This is a genomic window from Mannheimia cairinae (genome assembly GCF_028649535.1).
GTDB lineage: Bacteria > Pseudomonadota > Gammaproteobacteria > Enterobacterales > Pasteurellaceae > Mannheimia > Mannheimia cairinae.
This window is the reverse complement of the sequence record NZ_JAQSJE010000008.1, coordinates 120,201-142,011: the sequence shown is the minus strand read 5'-3', so window position 1 is coordinate 142,011 and position 21,811 is coordinate 120,201. Positions and strand designations below refer to the sequence as shown.

The 21,811-nt window shown below is 37.2% G+C and carries 17 protein-coding genes and 1 pseudogene; 9 read left to right on the top strand and 9 right to left on the bottom strand.

Going from position 1 to position 21,811, the window contains the following annotated elements:
• The first annotated feature begins 16 nt into the window (after nt 1-16).
• The 8 genes from PTQ27_RS08540 to lolE all read left to right on the top strand — a co-directional run bounded on the left by PTQ27_RS08540 (nt 17) and on the right by lolE (nt 7,547).
• The gene (locus PTQ27_RS08540; RefSeq protein WP_273748157.1) at nt 17-541 is read left to right on the top strand and encodes a hypothetical protein; all 525 of its coding nucleotides are present in this window, start codon (nt 17-19) and stop codon (nt 539-541) included.
• Between the two features lie 19 nt (nt 542-560).
• The gene (prmC, locus tag PTQ27_RS08535; protein WP_273748156.1) at nt 561-1,427 is read left to right on the top strand and encodes a peptide chain release factor N(5)-glutamine methyltransferase; all 867 of its coding nucleotides are present in this window, start codon (nt 561-563) and stop codon (nt 1,425-1,427) included.
• A 9-nt stretch (nt 1,428-1,436) separates the two neighbouring features.
• Entirely contained in the window at nt 1,437-2,303 is an 867-nt protein-coding gene (locus PTQ27_RS08530) for a SirB1 family protein (protein ID WP_273748155.1), read from the top strand.
• A 165-nt stretch (nt 2,304-2,468) separates the two neighbouring features.
• Entirely contained in the window at nt 2,469-3,323 is an 855-nt protein-coding gene (gene kdsA / locus PTQ27_RS08525) for a 3-deoxy-8-phosphooctulonate synthase (protein ID WP_273748154.1), read from the top strand.
• A gap of 44 nt (nt 3,324-3,367) precedes the next feature.
• Nucleotides 3,368-4,324, top strand: a complete 957-nt coding sequence (locus PTQ27_RS08520; RefSeq protein WP_273748153.1) for a 2-hydroxyacid dehydrogenase — start codon at nt 3,368-3,370, stop codon at nt 4,322-4,324.
• A gap of 96 nt (nt 4,325-4,420) precedes the next feature.
• Nucleotides 4,421-5,593 (top strand): lipoprotein-releasing ABC transporter permease subunit, encoded by a 1,173-nt coding sequence (locus PTQ27_RS08515; RefSeq protein ID WP_273748152.1) that lies wholly within the window; start codon nt 4,421-4,423, stop codon nt 5,591-5,593.
• Between the two features lie 8 nt (nt 5,594-5,601).
• Complete coding sequence (lolD, locus tag PTQ27_RS08510) at nt 5,602-6,282, top strand: lipoprotein-releasing ABC transporter ATP-binding protein LolD (protein WP_273748151.1); 681 nt, start codon at nt 5,602-5,604, stop codon at nt 6,280-6,282.
• Nucleotides 6,282-7,547: a lipoprotein-releasing ABC transporter permease subunit LolE gene (gene lolE, locus PTQ27_RS08505; protein WP_273748150.1), complete on the top strand. Its 1,266-nt coding sequence runs from the start codon at nt 6,282-6,284 to the stop codon at nt 7,545-7,547. Before lolD ends, lolE begins: the two co-directional genes overlap by 1 nt.
• Nucleotides 7,548-7,603: 56 nt before the next feature.
• On the opposite strand, the gene PTQ27_RS08500 is transcribed toward lolE, so the two are convergent.
• The 8 genes and pseudogenes from PTQ27_RS08500 to potA all read right to left on the bottom strand — a co-directional run bounded on the left by PTQ27_RS08500 (nt 7,604) and on the right by potA (nt 17,436).
• Nucleotides 7,604-10,129: a TonB-dependent receptor domain-containing protein gene (locus PTQ27_RS08500; protein WP_273748149.1), complete on the bottom strand. Its 2,526-nt coding sequence runs from the start codon at nt 10,127-10,129 to the stop codon at nt 7,604-7,606.
• A gap of 313 nt (nt 10,130-10,442) precedes the next feature.
• Nucleotides 10,443-10,715, bottom strand: a pseudogene (locus PTQ27_RS11570) (ACP-like domain-containing protein); the annotation flags it as partial.
• Between the two features lie 307 nt (nt 10,716-11,022).
• Entirely contained in the window at nt 11,023-12,618 is a 1,596-nt protein-coding gene (locus tag PTQ27_RS08490) for an ABC transporter ATP-binding protein (RefSeq protein ID WP_273748147.1), read from the bottom strand.
• A 9-nt stretch (nt 12,619-12,627) separates the two neighbouring features.
• Nucleotides 12,628-13,527 carry an oligopeptide ABC transporter permease OppC gene (gene oppC, locus PTQ27_RS08485; protein ID WP_273748146.1) on the bottom strand — a complete coding sequence of 300 codons (900 nt, stop codon included), beginning with the start codon at nt 13,525-13,527 and terminating at the stop codon, nt 12,628-12,630.
• Nucleotides 13,528-13,537: 10 nt separating this feature from the next.
• Complete coding sequence (gene oppB, locus PTQ27_RS08480; RefSeq protein ID WP_273748145.1) at nt 13,538-14,461, bottom strand: oligopeptide ABC transporter permease OppB; 924 nt, start codon at nt 14,459-14,461, stop codon at nt 13,538-13,540.
• Between the two features lie 242 nt (nt 14,462-14,703).
• Entirely contained in the window at nt 14,704-15,471 is a 768-nt protein-coding gene (potC, locus tag PTQ27_RS08475) for a spermidine/putrescine ABC transporter permease PotC (protein WP_273748144.1), read from the bottom strand.
• Nucleotides 15,471-16,334, bottom strand: a complete 864-nt coding sequence (gene potB, locus PTQ27_RS08470) for a spermidine/putrescine ABC transporter permease PotB (RefSeq protein ID WP_273748143.1) — start codon at nt 16,332-16,334, stop codon at nt 15,471-15,473. The genes potC and potB overlap by 1 nt, the downstream gene beginning before the upstream one ends.
• Nucleotides 16,318-17,436 carry a spermidine/putrescine ABC transporter ATP-binding protein PotA gene (potA, locus tag PTQ27_RS08465; protein ID WP_273748142.1) on the bottom strand — a complete coding sequence of 373 codons (1,119 nt, stop codon included), beginning with the start codon at nt 17,434-17,436 and terminating at the stop codon, nt 16,318-16,320. Before potA ends, potB begins: the two co-directional genes overlap by 17 nt.
• Nucleotides 17,437-17,694: 258 nt before the next feature.
• Here potA and rep point away from each other — a divergent pair, with 258 nt between their 5' ends.
• The gene (rep, locus tag PTQ27_RS08460; RefSeq protein WP_273748141.1) at nt 17,695-19,713 is read left to right on the top strand and encodes a DNA helicase Rep; all 2,019 of its coding nucleotides are present in this window, start codon (nt 17,695-17,697) and stop codon (nt 19,711-19,713) included.
• An 81-nt stretch (nt 19,714-19,794) separates the two neighbouring features.
• Here the strand turns inward: rep and PTQ27_RS08455 are convergent, their stop codons facing one another.
• On the bottom strand, nt 19,795-21,810 hold the full coding sequence (locus tag PTQ27_RS08455; RefSeq protein ID WP_273748140.1) for a BCCT family transporter: 2,016 nt from the start codon (nt 21,808-21,810) through the stop codon (nt 19,795-19,797).
• Nucleotide 21,811: the final 1 nt, after the last annotated feature.

The window sequence follows — 21,811 nt, the reverse complement described above, 5'->3', positions numbered from 1 at the left end:
ATTCGAGGAATATAAAATGAAAAAAATTTTAGTTGTTTCAACAGTTGCTTTATTGTCTGCTTGTAATAGTTTTATTGATTCAAATGATAATGAAATTATTACACCAACTTCTCAGCATTTTGTAGGAGAGTGGGCGTGTACAATGAATGGTGTGGCAGGTACATCAAATAAAGTAAAATTAACGGAGAAGGGCGGGGTGACTTATCTTGGTAATATGATTCTTCCTGCTGAAAATCCTCTATTTAACTATACCTTAGAGCGTTCTGGTAGTTGGGCATTTGCAGATAATACTCTGACTTATACTTTCACAAAAGGTAAGGTATCTCGCTCACATTCTGAAGAGGTTCTAGAGAACCTTAAAACCGATAAAGAGAAAAATAGCTTAGAGAAACAATATTTTGATGCTTTAAGACAGCAAGTTAATCAATCAAGCACAACTAACATTAACTTAGCTGTTAGCAATTTCACAAAAAAAGCCTTTAATATTGAGCAGAAAGTATCTGGTAATGTTCGTACAGGTAGTTGTGTAAATACTTTATAGTTAGCGTTTGAACGTAAAAATGAATTACCAACAATGGCTCTCTTTTGCTGAGCAGAAATTACTAGAAAATGTAGAAAAAGATCCTTATCTAAACGCAAAATTAGATGCGAATTTATTACTACAAGCGGTAACAAAACGCTCAAAATCTGCAATTTTTGCTTTTTCGGAAACCGAGTTATCTGAAACAGAATTAGCTGAATTATCAGAAAAATTGGCTCGCCGAACAAAAGGCGAGCCAATGGCGTATATTTTAGGTGAAAGAGAATTTTGGTCATTGCCATTAAAAGTTTCAACCGCAACCCTTATTCCTCGACCAGATACAGAACGATTAGTCGAACTAGCTTTAGAAGAGGCTGACAAGCGGTTAAATTCAACGGAAATTTTGCAAATTCTGGATTTAGGCACAGGCACTGGGGCGATTGCCTTGGCAATGGCAAGTGAACTCGGTAATAAAGCCCAGATTGTAGGGGTAGATTACCAACAAGCGGCAGTTGAGCTTGCACAAGAAAATCGACAGAATTTAGGCTTTAGTAATGTAGCATTTTTGCAAAGCGATTGGTTTTCGGCTCTTGAAAATCAGCAGTTTGACTTGATTTTATCTAATCCGCCCTATATTGATAGTGATGATGAAAATCTCCGCCAAGGCGATGTGCGATTTGAACCTTTAACTGCTTTAGTTGCCGATAATAACGGTTTAAGTGATTTGCAAAAAATCATTGAAAAAGCACCGCTTTATTTAAAGCCAAATGGGGCTTTACTACTTGAACACGGCTGGCAGCAAGGTGAAAAAGTGCGTGAATTGTTTGATGTGAATTTATGGCAACATATTGAAACGGTTCAAGATTATGGTGGAAATGATCGTGTAACGAAAGCAGTTTTAAAATAAAGGCAGAAAATGGACGATATTATTGAAGAATTATTAAAAGAGTTGGAAGAGCCAAAAATTACGATTAGCGATGTGGAATTAAAAAAATATCTCTATCGTGAAATTTTACGCTTAACCACTTTAATTGACAGCGACGTAAGTGAGCCTCAAGTGTTTGGGCAGATGTCCGCATTAGTGAAAAAAGCTCGATATAACGTGAATGCTGAAAGCGATGAAGAACGTATTAACCAGCTACTTCGCCTTGTGTATCAAGAGTGGGGCTTTCATTGCTATTATGAAGACTATTTCCATACCGAAAATTTACTTCTAAACCAAGTTATTCGTAAAAAACGAGGAATGCCGGTTTCGCTTGGGGCGATTGTGCTTTATTTGGCGGCAGTGTTGGACATTCCGCTTTACCCTGTAAATTTTCCTACGCAGTTAATTTTACGGGCAGAAATCCGCCAGCCAAACGGGGCAATAAAAGTGCGTTTTATCAACCCTTGGAATGGAGAATTTTTAACGATTGAAATGCTAAATAAATGGCTTGAAGGCGAAATGGGATTTGGTGTGGAAGTAACCCCAGCCCTATTAAAACGAGCAGAGGTGGGCGAATTATTGGAACGTATCGAAACCGTATTTAAAATGGCATTAACCCGTGAAGGCAAATACGAAGAAACGTTACGCTTAATTGAATACCGCTTGGCATTAAGCCCTGAAGATCCATACGAAATTCGTGATCGTGGAATGGTATTGGCAAGTATGGACTGTTACCAAGCCGCCCTTGAAGATATTAACTACTTTATCGACCAATGTCCTGAAGACCCTTCCGCTGAAATTTTAAAAATGGAAGTACAAGGTTTGGTACGAAAAAGCCAAGAAAGTTTAGTGCATTGATATGAAAGAAAGATTAACAGAGAAAACTGCCTAGCACGCAAATACGTACTAGGTTACATATAAGTGGACTGCTTTGCAGCCCGTTGCTTTACAGCTCCAAAGGAGCTGAATCATACTTAACCTAGTACGGCTATGCCGTGCTAGGAAATTAAACAAGGACCCCCTATGACAGATAAAATTGTAAAAGTTGGCAATATTGAAGTGGCGAATAATAAGCCATTTACTCTATTTGGCGGTATGAACGTGCTTGAAAGCCGTGATATGGCACTTCGTGTGTGCGAACAATATGTTGAAGTAACCCAAAAACTGAATGTGCCTTATGTATTTAAGGCATCTTTTGATAAAGCAAACCGCTCATCAATCCATTCATATCGTGGACCGGGAATGGAAGAAGGGTTAAAAATTTTCCAAGAATTAAAAGAAACCTTTGGTGTGAACATCATCACTGATGTACACGAAATTTACCAATGTAAACCTGTTGCCGAAGTGGTTGATGTGATTCAGCTGCCTGCATTTTTAGCACGCCAAACAGATTTAGTGGAAGCAATGGCTCGCACTGGTGCGGTTATCAATGTGAAAAAACCACAATTTTTAAGCCCAGGGCAAATGGGCAATATCGTGGAAAAAATTGCAGAATGTGGCAATGAAAATGTAATTCTGTGCGACCGTGGAACCAACTTCGGCTACGATAATTTAGTGGTGGATATGTTAGGTTTCGGCATTATGAAAAAAGTGTCAAAAGGTTGTCCAGTAATTTTTGACGTAACTCATTCACTACAATGCCGTGATCCTTTTGGCGCTGCATCGGGCGGTCGCCGTGATCAAGTTACCGAGCTTGCCCGTTCTGGTATGGCGGTAGGTTTGGCAGGGCTTTTCTTAGAAGCTCACCCAGATCCAAATTCAGCAAAATGTGACGGCCCGTCAGCTCTTCCGCTTTCAAAATTAGAAGCTTTTGTTTCTCAAATGAAAGCGGTTGATGATTTAGTAAAATCATTTGCTGAAATTGACACATCTAACTAAATTTCTTTATTGGGGCAAAACAGTTTTGCCCCTTTGGAGCCTTTATGACTAAGCCACTTAATATTGTTTTCCTTGACCGTACCGGCATTCCTGCTACCCACAATATCCCTCGCCCAAGTTTTCCGCATAGTTGGACAGAATTTGATTCGACAACCGCTGAGCAAACTTTTGAACGGGTAAAAGATGCGGATATTATCGTCACCAGTAAAGTATTATTACAACGAGAATTACTCTCTCAACTGCCGAAATTAAAGCTGATTGCCATTACCGCAACAGGGACGAACAATGTCGATTTAGTGGCAGCAAAAGAGTTAGGCATTGCAGTTAAAAACGTAACGGGCTATTCCTCAGTAACGGTGCCTGAACACGTGATCGGTATGATTTACTCACTCAAACATCGTTTAACCGATTATTACCGTGATTTAATTACCTCAGACCGTTGGGCGACTTGTGGACAGTTTTGCTATGTCGATTACCCGATTCAAGATATTCAGGGTTCTACGTTAGGGATTTTTGGTAAAGGAAATATCGGTTCTGAAGTTGCTCGCCTTGCACAAGCGGTCGGAATGAAGGTAATTTTTGCAGAACACCAAGGGGCAACTGAAATTCGTGAAGGTTATACCGCTTTTGAAGAGGTGTTTAAACAGGCGGATATTATCTCGCTACATTGCCCTTTAACGGAAAAAACGCAAAATTTAATCAATGCGGAAACCTTAGCCTTAATGAAACCAACGGCTTATATTATCAACACAGGGCGAGGTCCTTTAATTGATGAGCAAGCCTTACTTGAAGCATTAGAGCAACGGAAAATTGCCGGTGCGGCTTTAGACGTTTTAGTAAAAGAACCGCCGGAAAAAGATAATCCATTGATTTTGGCTGCAAAATGCTTACCAAATTTATTGATTACCCCACACGTTGCTTGGGCAAGTGATTCGGCGGTAACAACATTGGTAAATAAAGTTACTCAAAATATGGAAGAGTTTGTGGCAACAGGTAAATAGCCTAAAAATTAAGCAAGCGGTTGTTTTTTAGCGAAAATTTGCAAATTTTCAGCAAAAAATGACCGCTTGTATTATTCATAATTTTAGAAGATAGAGATGAATTTAACCCCTTTTTTTATTGCGTTTCGTTATTTTAGATCGAAAAGTGCCGACCGTTTCGGGCGACTTGTTACCAATCTCGCAAGCCTTGGTATTGTGCTAGGTGTTATGGCATTGGTAATAGTGTTGTCTGTGATGAATGGTTTGGAAAATATGCAGAAAACCAATCTGCTTTCCACTTTACCACACGCTATAGTTTCGCCCCTTGAAGGCAATTTTGATAAAAACGAAAAATTAAGCTTGCCGGAATTTGCCAAACAAAGTGTCGCCATTAACCGAGCGAATGTGATTATTCAAAGTGCCGACGGCATTAATGCTGGGCAACTTATCGGTGTTGAAAATGCGACAGATGATCCGCTATTAACAGCTGAAAATATTCCGCAATTATTACCCGCAGGCGAATTTAAAGTATTAGTAGGCTCTCGTTTGGCAAATAAACTAAATTTAGCCGTTGGTGAGACACTTCGTTTAATGATTACCGAAAATAGCCAATATACGCCAATGGGGCGTGTGCCTGTACAACGTTTGTTTGAGATTTCAGGTATTTATCACTCTAACCGTGAGGCAAGTGAATTTACTTTATTTGCTCATTTAGTTGATGTCGGGCGTTTATTGAGAATTCCGGAAGATCAAGTCCAGGGGGTAAGACTTTACCTGCAAGATCCATTTCAAGTTACGGAACTTCCCCAATATTTCAGCGAAGATAGCTACCAAATCAGTGACTGGCGAGAACAAAAAGGCGAATTTTTCCAAGCGGTTAAAATGGAAAAAAATATGATGGGCTTGCTAATTAGTTTAATTATTGTGGTGGCGATCTCAAATATTGTTACCTCGCTAAGCCTTATGGTAGTGGATAAACAGGGCGAAATTGCTATTTTGCAAACCCAAGGCTTAACCAAAAAACAAGTAATGCAGATTTTTGTGTTCCAAGGGGGGATTGTTGGTGTAATTGGTTCGATTATTGGTGGATTGCTTGGGGTGCTTATAGCCAATCATTTAGACCAAATAGTAGCACTGGTTAATCCATTTATTCAGCTACCGACTTTAATTTCCGGCTCACAAGTGGCAATTATTATTGCATTATCGATTTTGCTTTCGCTACTTTGCACGATTTACCCTGCATATAGAGCTTCAAAAATTGAGCCGGCACAGGCATTGAGATACGAATAGGATAAAAAATGACAGAATTACTTCGCTGTGAAAATATCAGCAAATTTTATGATGAAGGTGAGCAGAAAGTTCAGGTATTGAAAGAGGTTTCTTTTTCAATGAATGCCGGCGAATTGGTGGCGATTGTCGGTAGTTCCGGTTCGGGCAAAAGCACTTTATTGCATACCCTTGGCGGATTAGATCAGCCAAGCTCGGGGGAAGTCTGGATTCGTGGGCAGTCGTTGCAAAAACTAAGTTCAGATAAGTTGGCTCTACTGCGTAACCAAAATTTAGGCTTTGTTTACCAATTCCACCACTTAATGGCAGATTTTTCTGCTCTTGAAAATGTAATGATGCCAATGTTAATCGGCAAACAAAATAAAACCGAGGCGGCAAATCGGGCTGAAAAAATGTTACAAGCGGTCGGATTATCACACCGAATTACACATCGCCCGTCAGCGTTATCAGGTGGCGAACGGCAACGGGTGGCGATTGCCCGTGCGTTAGTCAATAACCCTGCATTAGTGCTGGCAGATGAACCGACAGGGAATTTGGATCAAAAAACCACGGAAAGCATTTTTGACTTAATTCAACAATTAAACCAAGAGCAAAATATTGCCTTCTTATTGGTAACCCACGATTTAAACTTAGCCAATAAACTTTCTCGTCGCTTAGTGATGCGAGACGGTGTATTAAGCGAGGAGAACTAATGAATACTCCGTTTTTTATTAGTTGGCGTTACCAACGAGGCAAGCAGAAAAATCGACTCGTTTCTCTAATTTCACTATTTTCAAGTATTGGGATTGCCCTTGGAGTGGCAGTGCTGATTATTGGATTAAGTGCAATGAATGGCTTTGAACGAGAGCTTAACAGCCGTGTGCTTTCGGTGGTACCGCACGCTGAACTGGTTTCTTATCAAGGTAATCAAAGCGTTGCGATTCAAGATAGTGCAAGGCTAGAAGATTTAGTAAAACAGAGCAAAAATATTACCGCTAGTTCGCCTTTTGTGAGTTTTACCGCCTTAATTGAAAATGGCTCACAACTTAAAATTGCACAGGTGAGAGGTGTTGATCCGCAAAAGCAAGATCAAGTTAGTCGTCTTAGCCAGTTTATTCCACAATCACAATGGCAAGCCTTTTCCGAACAATTTAAAGCGGATGAAGACGGCTTAATTTTAGGAGCAGGGATTGCCAGAGCCTTAGAAGTTGAAGCTGGAGATGATGTTACCTTGCTCATTCCCCAGCCGACAGAAAATGGCAAACTTGCTCAACCGCTACGTTTTAATATGCCGGTTACAGGCATTTTGCGTTTAGACGGACAGCTTGATCACAGTTATGCTTTGATTCCACTTAATAAAGCCCAAGAATTAATGGAGTACCAACCAAATGAAATTAGCGGGCTTGAAATCAGTCTTACCAATCCTTTTGAGGTTCAGAATTTAGCAATGCCTCAACTTAACGGTTATTCACAACCGCTTTATTTGAATACTTGGATTGAAAAATTCGGCTATATGTATAACGATATTCAGCTAATTCGCACCGTGATGTATATTGCAATGGTACTGGTTATCGGTGTGGCTTGTTTTAATATCATTTCAACCTTAATTATGGCGGTTAAAGATAAACAAGGCGATATAGCGATTCAGCGAACCCTTGGGGCAAATAATAGTTTTATCCGTCGAATTTTCTTATGGTATGGCTTACTTTCCGGAATGAAGGGGGCATTATTTGGCATCCTTTTAGGCGTAATTTTATCGCTAAATTTAACCGCTATCATTAAAGCGGTTGAGGGCTTTATCGGAGTAAAATTACTTTCTGACGGAGTCTATTTTGTTGATTTCTTACCAAGTGAATTACATTGGCAAGATGTCGCTTATGTTTTAACAGCGACCATTATATTAAGTTTGGCGGCAAGCCTTTACCCCGCAAACCGTGCGGCGAAGTTAGAGCCTGCAAAAGTATTAAGTGGGCATTAATAAAATAAAAGCGAGTTCAGTAGAATTTTGAACTCGCTTTTATTTATTCGTATGGATTAAAACTTGTAGTTTAAACTCATTACATACGTTCGACCACGTGCAAAATTATTTAGCACAGTAATATCTTTGTCACTTAAATCTAAGTTAAAAATAGTTTGGTTCGCTGAGTCATTATTTGCATCAAGCGGGTCAATATATTTTTTATCAAAAATATTTTGAATTTCTCCTTTAATTACTAAATTTTTAATTGGCTCATAGCTTACATAGAAATCAAAAATGATAGGCTGTTTTGGAATATCTTCTATCTCTCTTTGATTTTCTATTAATCTTGTATCTTCACCAACAATTGGTTTTTCATTAATAGAAGCACGTTTACTCTTACCAAAGTATTTTCCAATACCACCAATAATCAATTTTTCATCAAACCAACGTGTACCAATATCAAGTGAGGCATAGCTATTAGGTAAAATTGAAATCTTACTTAACCCAAAACCTTGTCTTGTACGTGCATAATCTGAGCCTGTATCTACTCTTGAGCTTGCATCAGTATAAGATGCTGGCTGGTTCGTCAATTGGCGGGCATAAGCTAAATTAGCGTAAAATCGCCCCATATCATAACTAAGTTCTAGCTCAAAACCTTTCATTTTCACTTTTTCTTCAGCTCTATTGCGATGATAAATATAAGGCCCATTTCCATCATAAGAGAAACGCTGTACATTGAATATATAATCTTGGATATTGGTTTTATATGCTAAAGCTTTAAAGCCCAATTTGTCATTACTACTAAATAGGTTTTCTTTAAAGCCATTGAAACCTATTTGTAATGTACGTGCTTGTTCTGAATTAAGGTTAGTATTTACACCATAATGCCCAAGACTTGAGAAAAACATCTCATTAATATTAGGCAAACGGTGTGTTTTAGAATAACTTACAAAAGGCGTAAATAAATCATTCATATTTGCTGAAAGTGTAACAGAATAATTTACTTTTTTCTTTTTACCATGATGATCAAACGGAATATTAATATCAGGACATTCATATTCATCATATTCTGCATCATAATCACAATTATGCTGTTTTCCTAATGCGGTTAATTTACTATCTAACTCAGCAAGTGCAATTTGATCATTATTTTTTCTTAAGCGATATTTTCCATTTTCTATTTCCTGAATATAGTGTGGTAGATAGCGAAAACTCTTACCTTGGTGCTTACTTTTCACCAAATTGACACTAGCATCAAGTGCAAAAATATTATAGGTCAAGGCACTATCTAGATAAAAAGTATCAAATTTTTGTTTACCATCTGCCTGAAAAGTAGAAGTATAAAGAGACTTACGTACACAATTTAAGCCATAGCAATTATTATCCTCATTGGTTTCATCTTCTTCTAAATTAATATTGATTTCTGCAGGATGGCGATTTTTATCAAATTTAGTCGATAAACGGTTATAACCAAAAGTTAAATCAAGATCACTATTAAATAAAAATGGTAGATGGAAAGTATTATGAATATCAAAAACAGACGTATTATTACGTGTTTCTAAATCCTCCTTTAAACTTTTACCAAAAATCTTAACTCCTTTATCATATTGTTGTATACCTTGTGTTCTTGCATATAAAACACCTAAATCTAACCAATTTGTATCTGGCAGCTTAAAGTTATAATTTACTTGATAAGTATCATTTTTTAATTTTCGCTGAGCAACTTCAGAAGCATATTTACGGTAACCTAAAGTCAAGTTTTGGTATTGATCATTATATTCAATTTTCCCCAAATGACTTTGTGGCTTTTGTTTCAGGTTTTCCGCATTAAAAGGGGAGGTTGTTGTATTAGCAATATCATACTCATCTTCTATATAATCTGGATTGTTTAGATCAATAGAGCTTTCTGTTACTCGTCTACCACCACCAATTTTGTAATCTTGTGAAATTTTTCGCCAGCTATACCCATATAAAAAGCCTAAAGATCGCTCATTTTCAAAAGAAGCTTTTCCTGCAACTGCCCCCATATAATTCGGACCAATCGCATTTGTGCCAAACTGTATTTTTGTCATAGCACCGACATTTTTTCCTTTCTCAAGCACATCATCAACACCAATAGTTTTGAAGTTTGCAGATCCCATTAAAGTGTTTGCACCACTACCACCACTAAATGTTCCTCGTTCAACATCAAGACTAGAAACAAAGCTAGGATCGATCATTGTACCAAATTGTGAGGTTCCTCCAGCTCTACCACCTCCATCAGCTGAACTTGCATAGAAAGTTTGCGGGACACCATCAATCATCGTATTAGCACGTCCAAATCCAGAGCCACCACGAATATTAATTGAGACTGTGCCTTGAGATTTATCCATTTGGGTAAAAGCACCTGGTACAGAGCGAACGATATTATCTAATTGTTGATTTGATAGTGCGATATTTTCTCGGGTACTATTTGCATTGGTTTTTACAAAAACTTTATCTTTCTCAGCAAATTTACTTGCAACAACATCAATTGTATCTAGATTGAGCTGTTCATCTGCATAGCCATAGACAGAAATTAAAGACACCGCCAATAAACTAAGTTTAAAGGGATATTGCATATATTCTCCTTTTATTATGTTATTAAAATAAATTGAAATTAAAAAAATAATGCCTTATTTCCATAATGGAAAAAGGCCTTATTTTTTGTAAGTTTATTTTAACTTTTATATTTTTGCAAGTGATAATGATTTTTATTTAATCAAAAGAAGTATAAATAAAAAGGGAGAAATTAGAAACGATGGATAGAACTTTGACGAAAATAAGACCTCACTTGTAAAAGTAAGGCTTTATGTAGAAATTTATTGATTTAGTCTATTTCTTCGTCTCATCATATAAGATGATTTTTAAAGATAAGTGAGGTTGCTATCCTAATTATTTTTTCACTGGTTCGCAAGCTTTATATAAGATTTCACTTGCAGGGTTTAGGATATTAATGCTTGCTTGGCGATAGTTGTCTAATTCCATCTGAGCAGCGGATAGACTAAAGTTATTTTCATCACCAAAATTTGTGCCCGCAATATCTGTGGTATTTAAATTAATTGGCATAAAACGAGTTTTACCCTCTAATTCCGCCTCAGCATAAGTAGGAATTCCTTGCTTATTAAAACCGTAGTTTACAGTTACTTTTTTGCCACTTTGACAGCTATATTTAGCACTCTCTGTTTTAACTGTACTTTTGTGAGTTTCGTGTGCATCACTTTATTCGCCTGCTGCGTGTGCTAGACTGCTAGCCATTATAATAGTTGTTGCTAATGTGATTATTTTGTTCATATATACCACTAGATTATATTAATAATTCATTACCTGATTTAAATTGATAATGTAGGGGATTAGAGGGAGAAAAACGAATAAAGTTTCTATAATATTTTTGTGGGAACTTAACAGAAGTGAAAACAATCGGGAATGGTATAAAAAATAAAGCCTTGCTATTTTAATCACAAGGCTTTGTTTTTTACAAATTAGAAGCCAAAATTAACCGCTTGGTGTAATCTTGTCGTGGGTTTTCAAAGATCTGTTTAACGCTACCACTTTCAACAATATCACCTTGGCTCATTACAATTACACGGTCGCTTAATGCTCGGATAACAGAAAGGTCGTGGCTGATAAAAATATAACTTAAACCATATTTTTTCTGTAAGCGATTAAGTAGCTCAATTACTGTGATCTGAGTGGAACGATCCAGTGCTGAAGTCGGTTCATCTAATAGCACAAATTTAGGTTCTAAGATAATCGCTCTTGCAATGGCAATACGTTGTCTTTGCCCGCCAGAAAATTCGTGAGGATAGCGATTGATCATCGATGGGTTAAGATTAACCTCTTCTAGAATTTTCATTGCTTTTTCACGACGTTCCGCTTTGCTCATTTGTGGGTAGTGTACCGTTAAGCCTTCGGCAATAATTTCGCCAACAGTTAAACGTGGAGAAAGCGAATTAAAAGGATCTTGGAACACCATTTGCATATCTTTTTTCAATGCTTGATGTTCTGCTTTGCCTAGTTTAGCTACAGTTTTACCATCAAAGGTAATATTGCCACGATAATCTAAGATCTGCATAATTGCACGACCTAGAGTTGATTTACCAGAGCCTGACTCACCAACAATTCCTAAGGTTTCGCCTGTTTTTAGCTCAAGTGAAATATCTTTTAACGCATTAAAGGCTTTTTGGGGTTTACCAAAAAGAGAACGTTTTAAAATATAATCCACCTCAATATTATCTGCTTGAATTAAGGTTGGAGCATTAGGGGCTAAATCACTTTTTAAGTTATCTGGAATTGGGGTAAGTAATTCAACCGTATAAGGATGCTGAGGGTTTGTAAATACTTGCTCAGTTTCGCCTCTTTCAATAATCTCCCCATTTTGCATTACACAAACAAAATCACTGTATTTATGCACTAAACGTAAATCGTGAGAAATTAGGATAATCGCCATTCCCATTTCACTTTGCAGATCGTGCATTAAATCTAAAATTTCTGCTTGGGTGGTAACATCTAATGCAGTAGTTGGTTCATCAGCAATTAAGAGATCGGGCTTATTGATAATTGCCATCGCAATCATAATACGTTGTAATTGCCCACCCGAAAACTCGTGCGGATAACAAACCATTTTTTTCTCAGCATCTGGAATTTTTACTTTTTGCAAGGTTTCCAGCACCATTTTCTCAGCATCTTTATTGCTAAGTTGCGGGTTATGGGTTTGAATTGCCTCAGCAACTTGTTTACCTATTGGCATATAAGGGTTTAGCGAGGTCATTGGCTCTTGGAAAATCATACCAATACGATCGCCTCGAATCGCTTGCATTGATTTTTCAGAAAGGGCTAATAAATCCTGTTCTTCAAAAATAATGCTTGAGTTTTGTCCAAATTTTACAATATTTTTTGGCAACAGCTGCATTATGGCCATTGATGTTACTGATTTACCCGAGCCAGATTCGCCAACAATAGCTAAGGTTTGCCCTTTTTCAATAGAGAAAGAGACATTACGTACTGCGTGAACTAACTCTTCGTCCGTTTTTAAATAAACATCGAGATTATTTACTTCTAATAATTTCATTTTAAACCTCTATTTATCTTTTGGATCGAGTGCATCACGCAAACCATCGCCAATAAAATTAAAACAAAACAGCGTTAAACATAAGAAAAAGGCTGGAAATGCGAGCAACCAAGGTGAAGTTTCCATTTGTGCGGCTCCATCGCTTAATAAGGCTCCCCAACTACTCATTGGTTCTTGCGTACCTAAGCCTAAGAAACTTAAGAAAGATTCAAATAAAATCAGTGCAGGCACTTCAAGAGAAGCGTACACAACCACTAAACCTAGTACATTTGGCACAATATGTCGCCAGATAATTTGGCGGCGAGAAACACCACATACAATAGCAGCCTCAACAAACTCTTTATTTTTAAGTGAAAGAGTTTGACCACGTACAATTCGAGCAAGGTTGAGCCAAGCGACCATACCAATGGCAATAAAAATTAAGAAAATATTTTGCCCAAAGAAGGTAACGAGTAAGATAACAAAGAACATAAATGGGAATGAGCTTAAAATTTCGAGAAAACGCATCATTACCATATCTACTTTACCACCAAAATAACCTGAGATTGCACCATAAATGGTACCAATGATTACGGCAATAAATGCACCGGCAATCCCGACCATTAATGAAATACGTCCACCTATTGCTACACGTACTAATAGATCTCGTCCAGAAGAATCAGTACCAAAATAGTGCTGTGAGGCAAAGTCAGGAGCTATACCCATCATATCCCAGTCGGTATCTTCATAACTAAATGGCATTAGCATTGGGGCAAATGTAATAAATAGTAGGATACAACATAAAATTACAAGGCTAGCAACCGCGGCTTTATTGCGGAAAAAACGACGGCGAGCATCTTGCCATAGGCTTCTTCCTTGAACAGTAGCTGTAATATCAACAAGCGGTTGGTTTTTATTAGAATTTTGCATTTTCCGCTCCTTATGCATAACGAATTTTAGGGTCGATTACCGCATATAAAATATCGACAATCGCATTAAATAAAATAGTGAGGGTTCCCACTAAAATGGTAAGACTAAGTACTAATGAATAATCACGGTTTAATGCACCGTTTACAAATAATTGACCAATGCCAGGTAAACCAAACACACTTTCAATTACCATCGAGCCTGTAATAATGCCAACAAAAGCAGGGCCTAAGTAAGTAATTACAGGCAACAGAGCAGGGCGTAGAGCGTGTTTAAAAATAATTTTACTCATTGGTAAACCTTTGGCTTTGGCTGTGCGAATAAAATTAGAATGTAACACTTCAATCATTGAGCCACGAGTAATACGGGCAATACCTGCAACATAGCTGATAGTTAAAGAAAGAACTGGCAGTACCATATAGTAGATTTGCCCGCCATTCCAACCACCTGCCGGTAGCCATTTTAGGTAAATAGCAAAAAAGAGAACTAGCAGCGGAGCAAATACAAAGCTTGGCATAATAATGCCTGTCATTGAAAAGCCCATTATCAAATAATCCCACCGACTATTTTGTTTGAGAGCGGCCACAGTACCAGCGGTTAAACCAATAATGACTGCAAAAATAAAAGAGATAATACCTAGTTTTAATGAAACAGGGAAAGCAGAGGCTATTAAATTATTAACGGATTGATCTTTATATTTGAAGGAAGGACCAAAGTCGCCTTTAGACAGATTTTCCATATAAATAAAATATTGCTTATAAAGCGGTTCATTTAAATGGTATTTAGCTTCGATATTAGCCATTACTTCAGGTGGATAAGCTTTTTCTGTGGTAAATGGGCTGCCTGGGGCTAATCGCATTAGAAAGAATGAAAATGTAATGAGAATAAATAGGGTCGGGACTGCCTCTAGAAGGCGTTTAAATATAAACTTCAGCATAAGACTTATTCTTATTAGGTTATCAATACCTTATTAATAACGTAAATTAAAAGTTTTGTAAATATGCTAAAGATACTGTATTACTACTAAAAAAGGATTTTAATTTAAATGCTTTTTCGTTTGGTTAAAATTTGAAAATTTTAGCGAAAATTTGACCGCTTGCTTGATATAAAAAACTGCATCTTAATTTATCAGCAAAGTGCTAATTTTAAGATGCAGTTTATTTTTTGCTATTTAAGTAATTATACTTTCTTTCTTACAACTAACTGGCTTAATACCACTAATGTAACAGAGAAGATAATCATAATAGTTGCTAACGCATTTACCTCAGGAGTTACACCCGTTTTAACCAATGAGAAGATTTTCAGTGGTAATACTTCGTAACTTGGGCTTGTTACAAAAGAGGACACGATAACATCGTCTAACGAAATCGTAAAACTTAATAACCAACCAGAAATAATTGAAGGTAATGCTAATGGTAAAATAATTTTACGTAAAATCGTTACCTCACTTGCCCCTAAATCTTTTGCTGCTTCTAGCATTTTGCCATCAAAGTCGCTTAAGCGTGATGAAATAGCAATCACTACATAAGGCAAACAGAAGGTAATGTGGGCAATTAAAAGAGAAATAAAGCCAAGCTTAATCCCTAAAATCATAAATAGCACAAGCATTGATACTGCCATTACGATATCAGGCGACATCATTACCACAAACAGCATTCCACCCACTAATTTTTTACCACGGAAACGGTAGCGATAAAGAGCAATCGAGGTTAATGCACCTAAAATTGTTGAGAAGGTTGCAGCAAAAAAGGCAACGGTTAATGAGTTTACTGTTGCTTGCACTAATGTATCATTATTAAATAAACGCTCGTACCAATTCCACGTAAAACCTTTCCAATTTAAGCCGAAACGATCTTCATTGAAAGAGTTAATTACTAAAATGATGATTGGAATATATAAATAAGCAAACACCACAAGCATAAAAAGGTTTCTAAATACTTTTTTCATTATTCAAGCTCCACCTTTTTATTTAATAATTTATTTGCACGATAGTAAACATAAAGCATTAATGCCATTAAAATTGTTAATGCAATACTCACCGCAGAGCCTAAAGCAAATTGGTTAGTATTTAAGAATAAGCTCTTAATAATATTACCGACTAATGGTGTTTTACCGCCGCCTAATAAGTCTGCAACATAGAACATTCCCATTGCTGGAAGTAATACTAATAAACAACCTGCAACAATGCCTGGCATTGTAAGAGGAATGGTTACTCTTATAAAACGTTGGAATGCGTTTGCACCTAAATCTTTAGCCGCTTCTAATAATCTGTTGTCAATTTTTTCAATAGATGAATAAAGTGGCAAAATCATAAAAGGTAATAGGATGTAAACTAAACCAATAATAATCGCAATTTCTGAGTTTAATAAACGCATAGGCTCATTAATGATACCTAAAGCTAATAAACTTTCATTTAAAAAGCCTTTCACACCTAAGAAAATTTTAATCCCATAAATACGAATAAGTGAGTTAGTCCAAAATGGCAACACTACTAAAAAGAGTAAAAACGGGCGAATTTTCGCTGGCATTTTTGCAATAATAAATGCAAAAGGATAACCAATAATTAAACAGAAAAATGTTGCAATACCCGCCATATAAAGCGAGTTCCATAATACTGTTGCATAAGTATCATTAAATAATGATTTATACGCATCTAAGCTAAATGCAAAATCAACAAAGTATTGGCTTTGGCGGTTTTCTGTTAAAAAGCTAATAATTAAAACGAGTACGTTCGGCACTAATACGAAAAGTAATAACCAACCGAAAATAGTTGCGACCGCACCATTTTGGAATCTACTGTTCGCCTTCATCGTTTAACACAACCTCCCAGCCTTCATACCACGTTAATGCCACTTTCTGACCGACTTCGTGGTCAATATTAGGATCATCTTCGTTGAAGAATTCGCTTACTAATACATTTAAGCCATTATGATCGAGTTTCACGCTAGATTCTAAGGTCATCCCTTTATAGTTACGATCGATAATGTGACCAATAATTGCTTTAGAGCTTTCATTTTCATCTAATTCTTCAATTATAATATCTTCAGGACGTAACAATACTTTAAGTTTTTGATTTGGCTGAACTTCCATATCTTCTACTTTGATATTACAGATACGCCCCTCAACATTTGCTTTTACATTTTTCGCATCAATACGCTCAATAACGGTTGCATCAAACACGTTGATTTCGCCGATGAAACGGGCTACGAATAAATTGCTCGGTTCTTCGTAAATTTCACGCGGGGAGCCATCTTGTGCAATCTTACCACCATTCATTACGATGATACGATCAGACATTGTTAAGGCTTCTTCCTGATCGTGAGTAACGAAAATAAAGGTAATGCCTAATTGGCGTTGTAATGCTTTTAATTCATTTTGCATCTCTTTACGCAATTTATAATCTAACGCAGAAAGAGATTCATCTAATAATAATACTTTTGGTTTGTTAACCACTGCACGAGCAATCGCAATACGTTGTTGCTGGCCACCAGAAAGCTGAGCTGGTTTTTGCTGAGCTCTATCTTCTAAGCGAACCATACGTAATGCTTCCATTACACGAGGCTCAATTTCAGCACTTGGCACTTTTTGCATACGTAAACCAAAGGCCACGTTTTCAAAAATCGTCATATGAGGGAATAACGCGTAGCTTTGGAACACAGTATTAACCGGACGTTGTTCAGCAGGAACATTAGAAACATCTTGACCATCAAGAATAATCGAACCTTCCGTTAATTCTTCAAAACCTGCAATTAAACGTAAAGCAGTTGTTTTACCACAACCTGAAGGGCCTAAAATTGTTAAAAACTCACCATCATTAATGGTTAAATTTAAATTTTTAAGAATCGTTTTACTACCGTAGCTTTTGGTTACATTCTTAAGCTCAATGATAGCTTTCTGTTCTAATTTTTCCATCTACTGTTGTTTTCCCTTATAAAAAAGTTGAGAAAAGAAAAGGACTAATAAAATCAGGTAATTTATCTAAAAAACCAACTAATAATGATATAGGTAAAGCGAGAAGATTGAAAGGAAAAATTTACATTTTCAGGGATTTTCTATCAATTTTTACAAGCGGTTTAATTCTTAAAATTTTTTGCAATTTTTAAGGAAAATTAGACCGCTTGTTGCATTTTCGCTAAAATAGCTCGTCAAAAATAGTAATCTATCCATAAAATGAAACTAAATTCTCAACAACAACAAGCGGTGGAATATACCAAAGGGGCTTGCCTTGTGCTGGCAGGGGCCGGTTCGGGCAAAACTCGGGTCATTATCAATAAAATTGCCTATTTGATTGCTCATTGCGGTTATTCGCCGAAACAGATTGCTGCCGTTACTTTTACCAATAAAGCTGCTCGTGAAATGCGTGAGCGGGTGGCTCATTCTATCGGCAAAGAAAGCAGTAAAGGGCTAACCATTTCAACCTTTCATACCCTTGGTTTTGAAATTTTAAAACGTGAATATAAGCTATTGGGTTTTAAATCAGGTATGACGTTGTTTGACGAGCACGATCAAATCGCTTTGCTTAAACATTTATTGCCTGAAAATGTGACGGAAGATAAAGAGCTTCTGAAAGCGTTAATTTCAACTATTTCAAATTGGAAAAACGATCTGCTTTCGCCTGAAATGGTTTTAACTCGTGTGCGTGATGAGCGTGAACGAGTCTTTTCGCATTTTTATCAACTTTATCAAAATCAGCTTAAAGCCTATAACGCTTTAGATTTTGACGATTTGATTATGTTGCCGGTATTGCTGTTTCGCCAGTTCCCGGAGGCAAAAGCACGTTGGCAGCAGAAAATCCGTTATTTATTGGTCGATGAATATCAGGATACCAATACCAGCCAATATGAATTGATTAAATTGATTGTCGGCAACGAGCCTAACTTTACTGTGGTGGGCGATGATGACCAATCAATCTACTCTTGGCGGGGGGCAAAGCCTGAAAATATGCAACGTCTGCGGGAAGATTTTGATTTAAAGGTGATTAAGTTGGAACAAAATTACCGTTCCAGCCAGCGGATTTTGCATTGTGCCAATATTTTGATTGATAACAACGATCACTTATTTAGCAAACGGCTGTTTTCAGAGTTAGGCGAGGGCGAAAAGCTGAATGTGATTGAGGCGAAGAATGAAGAACACGAAGCGGAGCGAATTGTCGGCGAGCTAATCGCCCACCGTTTTTCTAGAAAAACAAAATATAAAGATTATGCGATTTTGTATCGTGGCAATCATCAGTCTCGATTGCTAGAAAAATTGCTAATGCAAAACCGTATTCCGTATAAAATCTCAGGTGGTACTTCGTTTTTTGCCCGTGCGGAAATTAAAGATATGATGGCCTATTTGCGTTTGGTGGTAAATCAAGATGATGATGCTGCATTTTTGCGTATTGTGAATACCCCTAAGCGTGAAATCGGGGTGGCAACACTAGAAAAATTAGGCTTGTTGGCAAATGAAAAACAGGTCAGTTTATTTGAAGCGATTTTCGATTTTGAGTTGATTCAACGTCTTACGCCAAAGCCTTATCAAGCATTGCAAGATTTTGCCCGTTGGATTGTTGAAATTTCTGACCAAGCTGTACGTTCCGACCCGATTGAAGCGGTTAAAGATCTGTTAGCCAAAATTCAATATGAAGCCTATTTATATGAAATGGCGGTAAATCCGAAAGTCGCAGAAATGCAAAGCCGTAATGTGCAGACACTATTTGAGTGGGTGCAAGGTATGTTGGAAGGCGATGAAATTGAAGAGCCAATGAATTTGGTGCAAGTTGTGAATCGCCTTACCTTACGGGATATGCTAGAACGTGGCGAAGATGACGATGAAGCCGACCAAGTGCAGTTAATGACCTTACACGCTTCTAAAGGATTGGAATTTCCGCACGTGTTTTTAATCGGAATGGAAGAGGGGATTTTACCGCACCAAACCAGCCTGGATGAAGAAAATGTGGACGAAGAACGGCGATTAGCCTATGTTGGCATTACCCGAGCCCAGCAAACACTCACTTTTTCACTGTGTAAAGAACGTCGTCAATATGGTGAAATCATTAAGCCCGAGCCAAGTCGTTTCTTGCTAGAACTCCCACAAGATGATTTAGTGTGGGAAAATGAAAAGCCCCGAATGACCGAAGCTCAAAAAGTGGAAAAAACTTCTGCCAATATTGCTAACTTAATGGCAATGTTACAACAGAAGAAAAAATAAAAAACAAGCGGTTGATTTTTTATTTAAAATTGCAAAATTCTAAAGAAAATCAACCGCTTGTTTTAGTATAGTTGAATTGTATTATTCAAGATTATTAACATCAGCAGTCATTAGACTGTGGTTATTATCCATTGCTAAGTTAATAAAGCGTTCGTATTGTTTTAATACGTCGGCAATTAGCTCTTCTTTTGTCATATATTGTACGTCGTAACCTTCACGTCCATCTAAGAAGTAGGTAATTGGCTCGTAAATTGTATTTGCTTCAAGATTTGGCAAATTATCATCGCCGATTACTAAATCAGAGAGTTCACGAGGTGTACTTTCAATACCATAAATAAAATTACGCAGGTTTTCTTTAATGACTTCAAATTCCAATTTTGGATTTTGTTCATTGGTAAAATTAATTTTAGCGGTTAATCCATAGCTTTCAAATTCATCAACTAATTCAAGGAATGCTGGTCTTGCAACTTGGATAAAGAAGCGACGAACATCTTGTTTATTAGTTGGATTAACAATTTTTTCTAAGCGTTCTTTCCAATCTTTACCGCCCCAATATTGGCTACCTTCATTGAATTTTTTATTGAAGTATTGGCTGTCGATCATTAATCCCTTCCATAAGCCAAAACATAAAATAAGCATAATGAAAGTAAATGGTAATGCAATAATCAATGTCATTGTCTGTAATGAAGACAAGCCACCAGAATAAAGTAAAGATAGTGCTAATGCAGTAAGCAATAAGCCCCAGAATATACTTTGCCATTTTGGTGCATTTGCTTCGCCTTGTGAGGCAATGCTATTGAGTACAAAAATACCCGAGTCTGCAGAGGTAATAAAGAAAATTGAAATGACTAATACTGCAACTGCAGAGGCTATTGTGCCAAATGGTAATTGCTCAAAGAAAGTGAATAATAACTGTTCTGTATTGCCACTGACTTCTGCTAAAGTACCAGCAGTTTGTTGATCTAACCAAATTGCCGAGCCACCAAAACTGGTCATCCATAAGATATTAAAGAGTGTAGGAACGAATAATACCCCTAAAATAAACTCACGAATGGTTCTGCCTTTTGAGATTTTGGCAATAAATAAGCCAACAAAAGGAGCCCAAGATGCCCACCAAGCCCAATAGAGAACCGTCCAGCCACTTAACCAGCCCTGATTTTCAGGCTCGTATGCGAAGGTACGGAAACTAATTTCAAGTAGTGAGCTAAAGTAATAACCTATATTTTCAGTTAAGCTTGAGAATAAGAGTAGCGTTGGGCCAGAAATAATCACGAAAACAAGCAATAAACCCGCTAATGTAAGGTTTATTTCGCTAAGGATTTTTACCCCTTTTCCAACACCAGAAATTGCTGATAACACGGCGAGAGTCATTGCACTAACAACAATGATTGCAAGTACAGAAAATTCACTGCTATCAATTAAACCAAGGCTATTAAAGCCGGCATTAACCTGCATTACCCCGAAACCTAATGTGGTAGATAAACCGAAAATAGTACTACAAAGTGCAATAACATCAATTAAATTGCCCCAGAAGCCAGAAATACGGTTTTTGAGTAGTGGGTAGAAGCCTGAGCGGACGGTAAGTGGTAATTTATATCTAAAACCAAAATAGGCTAGAGCAAGAGCAATTACTGCATAAATAGCCCAAGCGTGAATACCCCAGTGGTAAAATGTGGTTACCATAGCCTCTTTCATTCGCTCTGATTCCGACAGATTTTCGTGAAGAGGTTTAAGATAGTGCAAAATAGGCTCTGCAACACCGAAGTACATTAAACCGATACCCATACCGGCAGCAAATAGCATTGCAATCCAAGAAGCAAAAGAAAATTCAGGTTCATCTGTATCGGAACCCAATCTTATATCACCTAAACGGCTGACAGAGAGGAAGAAAAGAAATAAGAAGAAGATTGAACCTGCAAAAATATAAAACCAACTAAAGTTATTAAAAAGGATATTTTTTACAAAATTAAGCTGTGTTTGTGCTTGTTGTGGAAAGACTGCACAGTAGATAGTAACAAATGAAACAAAAAATACACTAGGAAGAAAGATAGCACTTTTTAGTGTACTTGATGCTTGTAGTCGTCTTAGTAAACTCAAT